Annotated in this window: 13 protein-coding genes; 4 read left to right on the forward strand and 9 right to left on the reverse strand. The window is 62.9% G+C overall.

What is annotated here, in order from left to right; all coding sequences use genetic code 11:
* Nucleotides 1–57 precede the first annotated feature (57 nt).
* Nucleotides 58–2,664 (reverse strand): leucine--tRNA ligase, encoded by a 2,607-nt coding sequence (gene leuS, locus ACYCCG_RS12635; protein ID WP_209963246.1) that lies wholly within the window; start codon nt 2,662–2,664, stop codon nt 58–60.
* Nucleotides 2,665–2,890: 226 nt separating this feature from the next.
* On the opposite strand from leuS, the gene ACYCCG_RS12640 reads away from it, so the two are divergent.
* A complete protein-coding gene (locus ACYCCG_RS12640; RefSeq protein ID WP_176683216.1) occupies nt 2,891–3,205 on the forward strand; it encodes a hypothetical protein in 315 nt (104 codons plus the stop codon).
* Nucleotides 3,206–3,339: 134 nt separating this feature from the next.
* The gene (locus tag ACYCCG_RS12645; protein ID WP_339444021.1) at nt 3,340–4,101 is read left to right on the forward strand and encodes a YdcF family protein; all 762 of its coding nucleotides are present in this window, start codon (nt 3,340–3,342) and stop codon (nt 4,099–4,101) included.
* A 146-nt stretch (nt 4,102–4,247) separates the two neighbouring features.
* Here ACYCCG_RS12645 and lnt read toward each other — a convergent pair whose 3' ends face one another.
* Genes lnt through ACYCCG_RS12665 form a run of 4 tightly spaced genes read right to left on the reverse strand, consistent with a single transcriptional unit; the run spans nt 4,248 to nt 8,103 of the window.
* On the reverse strand, nt 4,248–5,765 hold the full coding sequence (gene lnt, locus ACYCCG_RS12650) for an apolipoprotein N-acyltransferase (protein ID WP_209963252.1): 1,518 nt from the start codon (nt 5,763–5,765) through the stop codon (nt 4,248–4,250).
* A gap of 8 nt (nt 5,766–5,773) precedes the next feature.
* A complete protein-coding gene (locus tag ACYCCG_RS12655; RefSeq protein ID WP_003249762.1) occupies nt 5,774–6,613 on the reverse strand; it encodes an HlyC/CorC family transporter in 840 nt (279 codons plus the stop codon).
* Nucleotides 6,614–6,638: 25 nt separating this feature from the next.
* Entirely contained in the window at nt 6,639–7,112 is a 474-nt protein-coding gene (gene ybeY / locus ACYCCG_RS12660; protein WP_176683219.1) for an rRNA maturation RNase YbeY, read from the reverse strand.
* On the reverse strand, nt 7,105–8,103 hold the full coding sequence (locus ACYCCG_RS12665) for a PhoH family protein (RefSeq protein WP_014592526.1): 999 nt from the start codon (nt 8,101–8,103) through the stop codon (nt 7,105–7,107). Before ACYCCG_RS12665 ends, ybeY begins: the two co-directional genes overlap by 8 nt.
* Before the next feature lie 232 nt (nt 8,104–8,335).
* Between ACYCCG_RS12665 and ACYCCG_RS12670 the strand changes: the two genes are divergently transcribed.
* A complete protein-coding gene (locus ACYCCG_RS12670) occupies nt 8,336–8,662 on the forward strand; it encodes a DUF1820 family protein (protein WP_003249769.1) in 327 nt (108 codons plus the stop codon).
* 3 nt (nt 8,663–8,665) lie between these two features.
* Here the strand turns inward: ACYCCG_RS12670 and ACYCCG_RS12675 are convergent, their stop codons facing one another.
* From ACYCCG_RS12675 to ACYCCG_RS12690, 4 genes are all read right to left on the reverse strand, one after another.
* The gene (locus tag ACYCCG_RS12675; RefSeq protein ID WP_176683220.1) at nt 8,666–9,211 is read right to left on the reverse strand and encodes a tetratricopeptide repeat protein; all 546 of its coding nucleotides are present in this window, start codon (nt 9,209–9,211) and stop codon (nt 8,666–8,668) included.
* 244 nt (nt 9,212–9,455) lie between these two features.
* Nucleotides 9,456–10,739, reverse strand: coding sequence for a glutamate-1-semialdehyde 2,1-aminomutase (gene hemL / locus ACYCCG_RS12680; RefSeq protein WP_012053798.1), 1,284 nt, complete (start codon nt 10,737–10,739; stop codon nt 9,456–9,458).
* Nucleotides 10,740–10,755: 16 nt separating this feature from the next.
* Nucleotides 10,756–11,379: a thiamine phosphate synthase gene (thiE, locus tag ACYCCG_RS12685; protein ID WP_176683221.1), complete on the reverse strand. Its 624-nt coding sequence runs from the start codon at nt 11,377–11,379 to the stop codon at nt 10,756–10,758.
* A 13-nt stretch (nt 11,380–11,392) separates the two neighbouring features.
* On the reverse strand, nt 11,393–12,190 hold the full coding sequence (locus ACYCCG_RS12690) for a hydroxymethylpyrimidine/phosphomethylpyrimidine kinase (protein ID WP_209963259.1): 798 nt from the start codon (nt 12,188–12,190) through the stop codon (nt 11,393–11,395).
* 264 nt (nt 12,191–12,454) lie between these two features.
* Between ACYCCG_RS12690 and ACYCCG_RS12695 the strand changes: the two genes are divergently transcribed.
* Nucleotides 12,455–14,443: a sensor histidine kinase gene (locus ACYCCG_RS12695; protein WP_459670621.1), complete on the forward strand. Its 1,989-nt coding sequence runs from the start codon at nt 12,455–12,457 to the stop codon at nt 14,441–14,443.
* The last annotated feature ends 267 nt before the right edge of the window (nt 14,444–14,710 follow it).

The raw sequence follows: 14,710 nt of genomic DNA on the forward strand, positions 1-14,710 counted from the left end.
TTGCTCCCTTTTGGGCCTGTTCCGCCCACCCGCAGCCAATGCGGGTGGGCGTTTTCATCAGTTGGCGACGATGTTGACCAGTTTGCCCGGTACCACGATGACCTTGCGGATGGTCAGGCCATCGATGAAGCGCAGGACATTCTCGTTGCTGCGGGCAGCGGCTTCGACTTCTTCGCGGCTGGCAGCAGCAGGCATCTCGACCTGGCCGCGCAGTTTACCGTTGACCTGAACCACCAAGGTAATGGTGTCCTGCACCAGCGCCTGTTCGTCGACGCTTGGCCATGCGGCATCGATCACCGACCCTGCATGGCCCAGGTGCTGCCACAGCGCGTGAGAGATGTGCGGAGTGATCGGTGCCAGCAGCAGGGTGACGGCTTCCAGGCCTTCCTGCAGCAGGGCACGGTCCTGTTCGGTGGCTTGTGGGGCCTTTTCCAGCACGTTCATCACGGTCATCACCTGGGCGATGGCGGTATTGAACTTGTGGAACTGGCCCACGTCGGTGCTGGCCTGCTTGATGGCGGCGTGAATCGCGCGGCGGATGACTTTTTGCGCGTCGTCCAGGGCGGCGACATCCAGCTTGCCTGGCAGACCCTGGCTGACGTGAGCCTGAGCCAGGCGCCAGACGCGGCGCAGGAAGCGGCTGGCACCCTCGACGCCGGAGTCGGACCATTCCAGGCTCATGTCGGGCGGCGAGGCGAACATCATGAACAGGCGGCAGGTGTCGGCGCCATAGGCTTCGATCATGGACTGCGGGTCGACGCCGTTGTTTTTCGACTTGGACATCTTTTCGGTGCCACCGATTTCCACCGGCAGGCCGTCGGTTTTCAGGCGGGCGCCAATGATCTTGGCTTTGGCATCACGCTCGATCTCGACATCGGCCGGGTTGAACCAGTCCTTGCCGCCGTTGCTGGCAACGCGGTAGTAGGTCTCTGCGACCACCATGCCCTGGGTCAGCAGGTTCTTGAACGGCTCGTTCGAGGTGACCAGGCCTTCGTCACGCATCAGCTTGTGGAAGAAGCGCGCGTACAGCAAGTGCAGGATCGCGTGTTCGATACCGCCGATGTACTGATCTACCGGCAGCCAGTGGTTGGCGGCTTTGGGGTCGACCAGGCCTTTGTCGTAGTTTGGCGAGGCGTAGCGGGCGAAGTACCAGGACGACTCGACGAAGGTGTCCATGGTGTCGGTTTCGCGCTTGGCCGGAGTACCGCATTTCGGGCAGCTGCATTCGTAGAATTCAGGCATGCGCGCCAGTGGCGAACCGGCCCCGTCCGGCACCACGTTCTCCGGCAGGGTGACCGGCAACTGGTCTTCCGGCACCGGTACGTCGCCGCAGGACGGGCAGTGGATGATCGGGATCGGGCAGCCCCAGTAGCGCTGGCGGCTGATACCCCAGTCGCGCAGGCGGAACTGGGTACGCGATTTGCCCAGTTCCTTGCGGATCAGCGCCGCTTCGATGGCGTCGAAGGCGCCAGCGAAGTCCAGGCCGTCGAATTCTGCGGAGTTGATCAGCTGGCCGTGTTCGCCATAGGCGGCCTGCCATTCGCTGCCGACTTCATCGCCAGCGCTGGTGCGCACCACGGCCTTGACCGGCAGGTTGTACTTGTGGGCGAACTCGAAGTCGCGCTCGTCGTGGGCCGGTACGGCCATTACCGCGCCATCACCGTAGTGCATCAGCACGTAGTTGGCGACCCATACTGGCAGCTTCTCGCCAGTGAGCGGGTGCTCGACCAGCAGGGAAGTGGCCATGCCCTTCTTCTCTTGGGTGGCCATGTCGGCTTCGGCAACGCTGCCGCTCTTGCACTCATCGATGAACGCCTGCAGCGCCGGGTTGCCCTGCGCGGCCTGGGTGGCCAGCGGGTGCTCGGCGGCGACGGCGACGTAGGTGGCGCCCATCAGCGTGTCCGGACGGGTGGTGAAGACCTTGAGGGTGCCTTCGTGGCCGATGCTGGCCTGGTCGTACGGGAACTGTACTTCCATGCCGCGCGATTTGCCGATCCAGTTGCGCTGCATGGTCTTGACCTGCTCAGGCCAGCCCGGCAGCTCGTCGAGGCTCTCCAGCAGTTCGTCGGCGTAATCGGTGATGCGGAAATAGTACATCGGGATTTCGCGCTTCTCGATCAGCGCGCCCGAACGCCAGCCACGGCCGTCGATGACCTGTTCGTTGGCCAGTACGGTCTGGTCCGCCGGGTCCCAGTTCACGGTACCGTTCTTGCGGTAAATGATGCCTTTCTCGAACAGACGGGTGAACAGCCACTGCTCCCAACGGTAGTAGTCGGGTTTGCAGGTGGTGACTTCACGTGCCCAGTCGATGGCCAGGCCCAGGCTCTTGAGCTGGGTCTTCATGTAGTCGATGTTTTCGTACGTCCACTTGGCCGGGGCGACGTTGTTTTTCATCGCCGCGTTTTCCGCGGGCATGCCGAAAGCGTCCCAGCCCATCGGTTGCAGGACGTTCTTGCCCAGCATGCGCTGGTAGCGGGCAATCACGTCACCGATGGTGTAGTTGCGCACGTGGCCCATGTGTAGCTTGCCGCTCGGGTACGGGAACATCGATAGGCAATAGTAGGTGTCTTTGCCTGGCTGTTCGGTCACAGCGAACGATTGTTGCTCGTCCCAGAACTTCTGGGCGGCGGCTTCGATATCACGGGGCGTGTATTGTTCGTGCATGGCTACTTTTGGCTGAGAGAGAAGAGACCTTGTTCCAGGCAGCGGAACCTCGCTGCGTCCGGCACTCCGGTGTCGTTTAGAGTGAACGCCGTAGCATACAGCAGCGCTGCGTATCGTGGGAAACCTTCGTTGCGAATGCCCGCTGGTCGCGGCACACGGCTGCTTTTTGCAGCGACGCTAAGCTCAGGTGTGGGGGGGATATTCTTACCTTCAATGAGGTGAACGGATGGGAGAGACGCAGCTACCCGCAATCAGACCGGAGCTTTACGAGCGCCTGATCGACCGGCTTGGCCTGGCACTGGAAACGGCCAGGACCTCGGTTCGATTGCGCGACGAGATGCCAGCTGAGCTTGAGTTGCGTGGCCTGAGCCACGCAGAGTTCGAAGTGATAAAGGCCTACCTGGATTCCCTCCCGGAGCGCCACAATGCCTCTGTCGGCAGTTACCCACAAGCGGAGCCGACATCGGCCAAGATCATCTGGCTCAAGGACAAGAAACGCCCCGCCAGTAAGGCGAGATCCAGGACGCTGCCGCATCGCTAGCCGTTCAGGACGCCAGGCGCAGGCTATCGCGCGCCGGTTCTTTACTATCACACAACTCACGATCGACGCCGGTACGCACTTGTTGACCGGCGTCGATCCTTCTAGGCTGCACGCCTGCCAAGGAGGTGTGGCCGATGCCGATCCGTTTCTTCATCAAACAATGGCTGATGCCGCCGGGCGTGCTGCTCTTGCTGCTGCTTGCTGCCTGGTGGCTGCGCACGCGGCGGCCACGGTTGGCGGCGCTTTGCTTTGCCGCAGGACTGGGTGGTCTGTGGCTGATGAGCCTGCCGCTGGTGGTGCAGGAAACCGCCCGTGTGCTGGAAAGTGAGCCGCCGCTGGCGGTGAGCGACTGGGCCGGCCTGGCGAGCCGGGCGGATGCCATTGTGGTGCTGGGCGCCGGGCGCGAGCGCGGGGACCCGGCCTGGGGTGGCGGTGACCAGCCCACGGCCACGGCGCTGGAGCGTATGCGCTTTGCGGCGCGGCTGGCCAAGGCCTCCGGTCTGCCAGTGTTGACCAGTGGCGGGTTGCATTACGGGACGCCGCCCAGCGAGGCGAGGCTGATGGCTGATCGCCTGCGTGAAGATTTCGCTGTCGAGGTGAAATGGCGCGAAGAGGCCAGCCGCACGACTTGGGAAAATGCCCAGCTGACGGCAAAAGTGCTGCAGCCTTTGGGAATTCGCAGGGTGGTGCTGGTGACCCAGGCCTGGCACATGCAGCGCTCACGCTGGAGTTTTGAAAAGGCGGGGTTCGAGGTGGTGCCGGCGCCGGTGGGGTTCCTGGGGCGCGATCATGCGCGGCCGTTTGGCGGGCTGTTGCCAGAGAGCCGGGCGATGTGGCAGAGCGGGCAACTGCTTAATGAAGTTGTGGGGTTGGCGGGGTATCGGGTGTTTTACTGATTCACCGGCTTACATAGTCCCCTGTAGGAGCGGGCTTGCCCGCGAAAGGGCCGGCCCTGCCGGCCAATCTCCACCCGCCGTTCACCGTTGCCGCCACTACCGTATTCGCGGGTAAACCCGCTCCTACAGTGGCCGCGTATCGCCAATCAGACGGTTTTTGCAATACGCCCTGCCAGCAACGCCCAGCCCAGCAACAATGCACAGACTATTGCCAGCGGCCATGAGCGCCATTGCAGGTAAGGTGTCAGCTGCTGCATCGGCACCACTTCGCCATACAGCACTGCCTGCTGGAATTGCGGAACCTGCGTGGTAATGCGGCCAAACGGGTCGATCAGCGCCGTCACGCCGTTGTTGGTGGCGCGGATCATCCAGCGGCCGGCTTCCAGCGCGCGCATCTGCGCCATCTGCAGGTGCTGCAAGGGGCCGATGGATTTGCCGAACCAGGTGTCGTTGCTGATGGTCAGCAGCAGGTCGCTACGCGCAGCCAGGCCGGCGGCGAACTCGGGGTAGACCACCTCGTAGCAGATGTAAGGGGCAATCTGGTAGCCCTTGGCCTGCAGCAGCGGCTGGTCTTCCGGGCCGCGGGCGAAGTCCGACATGGGCAGGTCGAAGAACTCGATGGCCCCACGCAGCACGTCTTGCAGCGGCACATACTCGCCAAACGGCACCAGCTTCTGCTTGAGGTAAGTACCATCGCCTTCGCCCGTGACGGTGATGCCGTTGTAGTAGCGGCGCTGGTGGTGCACTTCTTCACGCACCGGCACCCCCGTGATCAGTGCCGAGTGGCGCTCGGCGGCGAAGCGGCCCATCACGTCGATGTAGCCCTGGGCCTGGTCCTTGAGTACCGGAACAGCAGTTTCCGGCCAAACCAGCAGGTCCACTGGCCTGGAGCTGAAACTCAGGTCGCGGTATAGCGCCAGTTGCGCGTCGATGTGCCTCGGGTCCCATTTCAGGTCCTGCTCGACGTTGCCCTGGATCGCCGCCACTTTCAGCGGCTCGCCTGCCGGAATGGTCCAGGCATGGCCCTTGAGCGCCAGGCCCAGCACCCAGGGGGCCAGCAACAGCACACTGGCCACGGCCAGGAACGAGGGGCGGGTGCGCAGGCGGTGCAGGTTGCACAGCAGGGCGGCGGTGAGGGCGAGGGTGAAGGAAATCAGCCATACCCCGCCCAGCGGCGCAAGGCCGGCCAGCGGGCCGTCCAGTTGGCTATAGCCGGCGTACAGCCAGGGGAAGCCGGTCAGGAACCAGCCGCGGAAGGCCTCTTGCAGGAGCCAGAGGGCGGCGAAGCACAGGGCGTCGGCCAGTGGTGCTTCGTTGCGGCGTAGCCAGCGCGCCCACAACCAGGTGGGCAGGGCAAAGAACCAGGCCAGTGCGGCGAAGAACGCCAGTAACAGCACGATCGCCAGCAGCGGCGAGGCGCCGCCGTAGGTGTTCATGCTGACGTAGATCCACCAGGTGCCGGCGCCATACAGGCCAAACCCGAACCACCAGCCACGCCACATGGCCTGGCGCGGGCTGAGCTCGCGCAGGCCAAGGTAGAGCATCGCGATGGACAACACCGCCAGCGGCCAGATGTCGAACGGCGCCAGGGCCAGGAGGGTGGAAGCACCGGCCGCCAGGGCCAGCAGGTTACCGGGCCAGCCGGGGCGGGTGATCCAACGCATGTTTGTCCTTAACGGGTGATCGGGGTCAGGCGCAGCAAGTGTATCCGCCGGCTGTCGGCGTTGAGAATACGGAACTTGTAAGAGCCGATCTCAGTGGTTTCGTTGCGCTTGGGCAGGTGGCCAAAGGCGCTCATCACCAGGCCGCCGACCGTGTCGAACTCGTCATCGGAGAACTCGCTGTCGAAGAACTCGTTGAAGTTCTCGATCGGGGTAAGCGCTTTGACCAGGAAATCACCGCTGGGCAGTGGCTTGATGTAGCTGTCTTCCTCGACGTCGTGCTCGTCCTCGATATCGCCGACGATCTGCTCCAGCACATCCTCGATGGTAACCAGGCCCGCCACGCCGCCATATTCGTCGATGACGATGGCCATGTGGTTGTGGTTGGCGCGGAACTCGCGCAGCAACACGTTCAGGCGCTTGGACTCGGGTACGAAGGTGGCCGGGCGCAGCAGGTCCTTGATGTTGAAGCTGTCGCCGTTCTCCTTGAGGATCAATGGCAGCAAGTCTTTGGCGAGCAGGATCCCGAGCACATCGTCATGGCTTTCGCCGATTACCGGGTAGCGCGAGTGCGCGGCGTCGATCACCGCCGGCAGGAACTCGCGAGGCGACTGGCCGGCCTTGATGCTGTTCATCTGCGAGCGCGGCACCATGATGTCGCGAACCTGCAGGTCGGCGACCTGAATGGCGCCTTCGACGATGGTCAGCGCTTCGCTGTCCAGCAATTTGTTCTGATGGGCTTCGCGCAGCAGCTCAAGCAGCTCCTGGCGGTTTTTCGGCTCATGGGCAAAAGCCTGGGTCAGTTTACCCAGCCAGGACTTCTGCCCGTTGCTCGATCGATCTTCGCTCATGGCGGTTCTCGTGATCCTTCGTGTATCAGTGTGTGATTGTGTCGGTTTCATCATCGGCATACGGGTCGGGGTGACCCAGTTCTGCCAGCAATTCCCGTTCCAGGCTTTCCATTTCCTCGGCCTCCTCATCCTCGATGTGGTCATAGCCGAGCAAGTGCAGGCAACCGTGGATGACCAGGTGCGCCCAGTGCGCCTCCAGCGATTTGCCTTGTTCGGCCGCTTCGCGCTCGACCACCGCCACGCAGATCACCAGGTCGCCCAGCAGCGGGATATCGAGCAGGTCATCGGGCACATCGGCCGGGAACGACAACACATTGGTCGCGTAGTCCTTGTGCCGGTAGGTGTGGTTCAGCTCGCGGCCTTCGGTTTCGTCGACCAGGCGAATGGTCATTTCCGAGTCTGCGCTGCGCTGGCGCAACGCCAATTCGCACCAGCGGCGAAAGGCGGCGTCATCTGGAGTGGCAGCATCCGTGGCCCGTTGGATATCAAGTTCAAGCATCTTTGCCGGGCGCCTCGGGCTTGGGCTGACGGGCTTCGAAGCGGTCGTAGGCTTCGACAATACGCTGCACCAGTGGGTGACGAACCACATCCTTGGGTTGGAAATGGGTAAAGCTGATCCCGGGAACGTCCTTCAGCACCTCGATGACGTGCGCCAGGCCCGACTTGGTGCCACGGGGCAGGTCGACCTGGGTGATGTCACCGGTGATCACCGCGGTAGAGCCGAAACCGATGCGGGTCAGGAACATCTTCATCTGTTCGAGCGTGGTGTTCTGGCTTTCGTCGAGGATGATGAAGCTGTTGTTCAGGGTGCGGCCACGCATGTAGGCCAGAGGGGCGATTTCGATCACCTGGCGTTCGATCAGCTTGGCCACGTGTTCGAAGCCGAGCATTTCGTACAGGGCGTCGTACAGCGGGCGCAGGTACGGGTCGATTTTCTGTGCCAGGTCGCCGGGCAGGAAACCGAGCTTTTCACCTGCCTCGACCGCCGGGCGCACCAGCAAGATGCGGCGCACCTGTTCGCGTTCCAGCGCGTCCACGGCGCAGGCTACGGCCAGGTAGGTCTTGCCGGTACCGGCCGGGCCGATGCCGAAATTGATGTCGTTGGCCAGGATTTCCTTGACGTAGCGCTGCTGGTTGAGCCCGCGCGGGCGGATGTTGCCCTTGCGCGTGCGCAGCGACACGCTGACCTCGTTGACGGCCGGGTTGTCGATGTTTTCGACAGCCGACTCCTGCAGGTACAGGTGTACGGTTTCCGGTGACAGGTCGGTGGCCTTGGTCTCGCGATAGAGACGGCGCAGCAGCTGTTCGGCAGCAGAGGTGGTCCTGGGTTCGCCGATCAGTTCGAACTGATTGCCGCGGTTGCGGATCTCGATGGCCAGGCGCTGCTCGATCAGGCGCAGGTGCTCGTCGAACTGGCCGCACAAGTTGGCGAAACGGTGGGCCTCGAAGGGTTCGAGGATGAAACGATGGGGTTCTATGGGTGCGTTCAAGGTCGTTTTTAGCCGCTCGACGGCGATGGAGTTGAACTCAAGAATAACCCTTGAATGGCAGTGGCGAAAGCACTGAAACGTTCAACGGTATGTACGGGCTGTTCTGGCCTCGTCGCGGGTGAGCCCGCTCCTGCAAGGCCGGTAGAGATCCTGTGGGCGCGGGCTCACCCGCGAAGGGGCCAGAACAGGTATCATGGCCACCTTTTCTTACGCATGTGTTATCTGGTCGAACATGAGCAAGCGCGAACCCGCCATCTATAAAGTGATCTTCCTGAACCAGGGCCAGGTCTTCGAGATGTACGCCAAGCAGATCTACCAGAGTGACCTGTGGGGCTTTCTGGAAATCGAGGAGTTCGTGTTCGGAGAGCGCTCGCAGCTGGTAGTGGACCCGAGTGAGGAGAAGCTCAAGAGCCAGTTCGACGGAGTGGTCCGCAGTTTCGTGCCAATGCACTCGATTGTGCGCATCGATGAGGTGGAGCGGCTGGGCACGGCGAAGATCAGCGAGGCCAAGGGTGGCGGCAATGTGATGCCGTTCCCGATGCCAATGCCGGAAAAGTGACCTTCAGGGAAGCGGCGAGAACGGCGTACGCCCTTCGGCGCTCTGCAGCTCCAGCAGGTACTTGCGGAAAATCTGGCCGAGCACCTGGGTGGCATGCTCCAGTTCGTCGCGGGGCATTTGCTCGGTCACTTCGTCGGCCATGTCCAGCGCATCTTCGGCGCCATTGACCGCAGCCATCTTCAGCAGGATGTAGGCCTGCACGTTGTTGGCCTTGACCCCTTCGCCACGGAAGAACATGGCGCCCAGGCGGTATTGGGCGTCGGCATGGCCTTGCAGCGAAGCCTTCTGGAACCAGTCCAGGGCTTTGTCCAGGTTTTTTGGTGTTTGCGTGTAGTAATACTCGCCCAGTTCGAATTGCGCCTGGGCATCCCCCGCAGTAGCCGTCTGCTCGCAGGCCTTGAGGGCGTTTGCCAGGTCTTCAGGCTGAACGTTCAAGGTACAGCGGCCCGTCGCCGGAATCAGCAACGAGTTACCGCCCTCCGCCAGGGCCAGCAGGGGCTGAAGAAGCAACAGGCAGCCCAGGGTCAGGGCGCGGCCGGTGCGGTTCATGGGGATCGACTTACCTCTGCAAAGCTGCGGCCAATGTCTCTGGTGGCACATTATGGGATAAGCAGCGCCAACCTTACAAAGTTTTACTCGAATTTCTGCTTGGTTGGGGAAGTCAGCTGATTGTGCGTGCGTAATTATTGCCTGTGCCGGCCTCTTCGCGGGTGAACCCGCTCCTACAAGGGGGTGTCGCTTTCATGAGTGTAGGAGTGGGTTGGCTCACGAAGAGGCCGGCGCAGGCTGGCAATTACTTCAATGCAGCAAAGGCTTTCTCAGCCGCATCCAGGGTGATCTGCAGCTCCTTGTCACCGTGGGCGATGGAGGTGAAGCCCGCCTCGAATGCGCTCGGTGCCAGGTACACGCCACCGTCGAGCATCAGGTGGAAGAAGCGCTTGAAGCGCTCGGCATCGCTGGCCATCACGTCTTCGAAAGTGACGATATCGTCGGCGCCGCTGAAGTACAGACCGAACATGGCACCGGCCTGGGTGGTGACGAATGGCACGCCAGCGGCATCGGCGCGCTGCTGCAGGCCATCGAGCATGCGGCTGGTGTAGTCGGTCAGCTCGGCGTGGAAGCCTGGGCGGCTGATCAGCTTGAGGGTGGTCAGGCCGGCGGCCATGGCCAGCGGATTGCCCGACAGGGTGCCGGCCTGGTAGACCGGGCCGAGCGGGGCGATGCAGCCCATGATTTCACGCTTGCCGCCGAAACAGCCGACCGGCATGCCGCCACCGACGATCTTGCCGAAGGTAGACAGGTCCGGCGTGATGCCGTAATGGCCCTGGGCGCCGCCGAGCGAGACGCGGAAACCGGTCATCACTTCGTCGAAAATCAGCACCACGCCATGCTTGTCGCATTGCTCACGCAGGCCCTCGAGGAAGCCCGGTGCCGGTGGTACGCAGTTCATGTTGCCGGCCACGGGCTCCACGATGATGCAGGCCACGGTCTGGCCAACTTCGGCCAAGGTCTTCTCGACGGCAGCGATGTCGTTGAACGGCAGGGTCAGGGTGTGTTTGGCGAAGTCCGCTGGCACGCCTGCCGAGCTTGGCACGCCTTGGGTCAGCAAGCCGGAGCCGGCTTTTACCAGCAGGCTGTCGGAGTGGCCGTGGTAGCAGCCTTCGAATTTGATGATGGCGTCACGGCCAGTGTAGCCACGGGCCAGGCGGATGGCGCTCATGGTGGCTTCGGTGCCCGAGCTGACCATGCGCACCATTTCCATCGACGGTACGATCGAGCAGACCAGATCGGCCATCTCGGTTTCCATGGCGGTCGGCGCGCCGTAGGACAGGCCGTGCTCCAGCTGCTTGCGTACCGAGTCCAGCACGTCCGGGTGGCCGTGGCCGAGGATCATCGGGCCCCAGGAGCCGACGTAGTCGACGTAGCGTTTGTCGTCTTCGTCAACGACATAGGCGCCTTCGGCATGCTTGAAGAACAGCGGCGTGCCGCCAACGCTCTTGAAAGCGCGGACTGGCGAGTTGACGCCGCCGGGGATGTGCTTCTGGGCTTGGGCGAACAGGGCTTCGGAACGGGACATGGAAGTATCTCTCGAATCAGGATGCGAACAAGGCGTTGAAGGCGCGGGCGCGGCGGGTGACTTCCTGCGCGCTGTCGGCACCGAACAAACCGTGGATCACCGCCAGCAAGTCGGCACCGTGGGCGACCAGCGGGGCGGCGTTGTCGAGGGTGATGCCGCCGATCACGGCGATCGGCAGTTTCACCTGGGCGCGGGCCTGCTGCAGCAGTTCGACGTTGGCAGCGGGCGCGCCCGGCTTGGTGACAGAATTGAAGAAGCGGCCAAACGCCACGTAGCTGGCGCCTTCGCTGGCAGCCTGGGTGGCCAGTTCGAGGCTGGCGTGACAGGTGGAACCGATGATTGCCTGACGGCCGAGCAGTGCGCGGGCCGGGGTCAGCGGGCCGTCGGTCTGGCCCAGGTGTACGCCGACACCCAGGCGTGCGGCCAGTTCGGCGTCATCGTTGATCAGCAACCGGGTGCCGTAACGCTCGCAGAGCTTCATCAGCCCTTCGGCTTCACGCAGGCGGCGCGCCGCATCGTCGCTCTTGTCGCGGTACTGCAGCAGGCACACGCCGCCTTCCAGGGCCGCCTCGACATGGGACAGGAAACGGCCGGCGAGCAGCTGGCTGTCGGTGATGGCATACAGACCGCGTAGCTTCATTGAAGGCCTCGTGTCAGGAGCAGAAGTCCAGGGGCAGGCGGCGCGGCACGTACTGGCCTTTGCCCAGCTGCTCGGCGTCACGCAGGGTGCGCCAGGTGTAGTCCAGGGCGGTGCGCACGGCGCTTTCCAGCTGCTCGCCGAGCGCCAGGCGGCCGGCCAGGGCGCTGGCCAGCGTACAGCCCGAGCCGTGGTAGCTGCCTGGCAGGCGCTGGCAAGTCCAGGTGAAGTGCTGGCCGTCCTGGGTGTACAGGCGGTTGTGAATTTCGTCTTCGTCGCCGTGACCGCCGGTAATCAGCAGGTGTCTACAGAACGGCAACAGTTTCTTGGCGCATTCATCAGCGGTGCCTTCGGGCAGTTCGGCGAGGATGCGCGCTTCGGGCAGGTTCGGTGTGGCGATGGTCGCCAGCGGCAGCAGACGTTCGCGCAGGGCGTAGCCCACTTCGTCCTTGCCCAGGCGGCCACCGCCACCGGCACGCAGCACCGGGTCGCAGACCAGCGGCAGGTGGGGGTGGGCGGCCAGCAGTTCGGCGACGGTGTCGACCATCTCGATCGAGCCGAGCATGCCCAACTTGACGGCGGCCACCGTGGAGTCGGCCAGCACGGCGTTGGCCTGGGCCAGCACCCACTCGCGGTCGAGTACGCGGAAGTCGGAAACGTTGACGGTATCCTGCACGGTCAGGGCGGTCACTGCAGGTGCAGCGTGGCAGCCTTGGGCAATCAGGGCTTCGATATCTGCCTGCAAGCCGGCGCCGCCACTGGGGTCGTGGCCGGAGAGACAGAGGACAACGGGGCGGGAGCTGTAGGTATTCATGGTCGGCGAGCTTACCACCAAACCTGTTTGGGCGGATCGTCCGACAAACGAGTTTTACTGATCGATCGGTCAGGTTGTCTGTTGTTTTTCTATTGAAAGCGTTGATTTAGAGCCTTTTCTTTGTGTTTTTTATGGCCCATTGCCAGGTTGTGAAGCTATGCTAGAGTGCTCGGATAACTCTACAAACGGGTTCTGCAGGATCACGTCGTCTCAAACGGATGGGAGGCTACCGCGACGCGACCGGACAGGCCATGCTGGGGCTGTATGCGCTATTTGCTGATTGTGCTTCTGGGCTTGCTGCCCGTGCTGGCCGGAGCGGTCGATTTCGACGACGCTACCCGGCATCTTCCACTGGGCAAGGCCATGCAGGTTTATGAAGACCCCGATGGCAATGCCAGCATCGCTCAGGTCAGTGCCCCCGGGTTTGCCAAACACTTTCAGCCCCACCATGAAGATGTGCTGAACGCCGGTTACTCCACCTCGGTGTTCTGGCTCAAGGTCGAGTTGCGCCCCGTTGCCGCGCCCAGTGCAGCCCCGCGTCAATGGTTGCTGGAGCTGGCCTACCCGCCGCTGGATCACCTCGAACTGTATTTGCCTGACAGCAGCGGCATGTACCGTCTGGCGCAGCGTACCGGCGATGCCTTGCCTTACGACAGCCGGCAGATCCAGCAGAACAACTACTTGTTCGAATTGCAATTGCCCCCTGGCAAGGTGACTACCGCGTACCTGCGGCTGCACAGCCAGGGGTCGGTGCAAGCACCGCTGGCGTTATGGTCCCCTGATGCCTACCTGGAAGAGCAGCCCACGCGCCTGTATGTGCTGGGGATGATCTACGGCGTGTTGCTGGTGATGCTGGTATACAACCTGTTCATCTACCTGAGCGTGCGCGACGTCAGCTACCTCTACTACATCCTTTACATCGCTTCGTTCGGCCTTTACCAGGTGTCGGTGAACGGTGCCGGTGTAGCGTACTTCTGGCCAGACAGCCCTTGGTGGGCGAATGCTTCCACGCCATTGTTCATTGGCGCCGCCGGCCTGTTCGGCTGCCAGTTCGCCCGGCACTTCCTGCGACTGGGCAGCATCAACCGTGGCTTCGACCGCCTGTTGCAACTGCTGATGCTGGGGGGCGCGCTGGTCATGGTGCTGGCGGTGAGCATGCCCTATGGCGTTGCTCTGCGCATGGCCACGCTGCTGGCGTTGCTGTTCACTGTAAGCGTCTTCTGCGCCGGCCTGTATGCCTGGTGGCGCGGCTTTCGAGTGGCGCGCTGGTTCATCATCGCCTGGACGGCGTTTCTGCTTGGCGGTCTGGTCAACACCTTGATGGTGCTGGGCTACCTGCCGAACGTGTTCATCACCATGTATGCCAGCCAGTTGGGTTCGGCGCTGGAGGTGGCCTTGTTGTCGCTGGCGCTGGCCGACCGCATCAACAGCCTGCGCGAGCAGCAGGCGCAGACCTTGCGCGACACTGGGCGTACGCTCGAGCAACTGAACCTGCAACTGGCCAGGAGCAACCGTCTGAAGGACGAGTTCCTGGCCAGCGTGACTCACGAGCTGCGCACCCCGATGAACGGGGTGATTGGCTCGCTCGAGTTGATGCACACCCTGCCGATGGATGCCGAAATGGCTCAGTACCATCACACGGCAGTGGGGTCTGCCCAAGGCATGATGGATATGGTCGATGCCATTCTTACCCTGTCCGAATTGCAGGCCGGCCGCCTGCGGGTGCAGCCGGCACCGTTCAGCCTGCGCGCCCTGTTACAGGGCTTGCGCGCCGGTTATGCCGGGCAGGCTCTGGGCAAAGGGTTGTACCTGAGCCTGGATATTCCGGCCGACCTGCCGGACGAGTTGCTCGGTGACGGGCAGAAACTGGCGCACTGCCTGGGTTGCCTGGTGGATAACGGTTTGAAGTTCACCCATCAGGGCGGGGTGATGATCCAGGTACGCGGCCGCCGGGTGGGGCCGGGTGATCTGGCGTTGACCTTTACCGTCAGCGACAGCGGTATCGGTTTCGATGATCTGGAGCAGTCGACCCTGTACCAGCGGTTCTTCCAGGTCGATGGTTCGATGACCCGGCGGTATGGCGGTTTGGGCATCGGCTTGTCGATTTGCCGGCAGATGGGGGAGTTGCTGGGGGCCAGATTGGCACATGAATCGACGCGCGGGTTGGGTAGCCGCTTCGAGTTGAGTTTGAACATGGCGATTTCGCAGGCGCAGATGAGCCCGCACATGCTGCAGGCGCGGCGCTCGCTGTAGGAGCGGGTTCACCCGCGAAAGGGCCGGGCCTGCTGGCCAATATCCACCCACCGTTCACCGTTGCCGCCACCACCGTATTCGCGGGTAAACCCGCTCCTACACAGCACAGGTCGTTGTAGGAGCGGGTTCACCCGCGAAAGGGCCGGGCCTGCTGGCCAATATCCACCCACCGTTCACCGTTGCCGCCACCACCGTATTCGCGGGTAAACCCGCTCCTACACAGCACAGGTCGTTGTAGGCGCGGGTTCACCCGCGAAAGGGCCGGGT

It is taken from the genome of Pseudomonas sp. VEM90 (assembly GCF_054611535.1).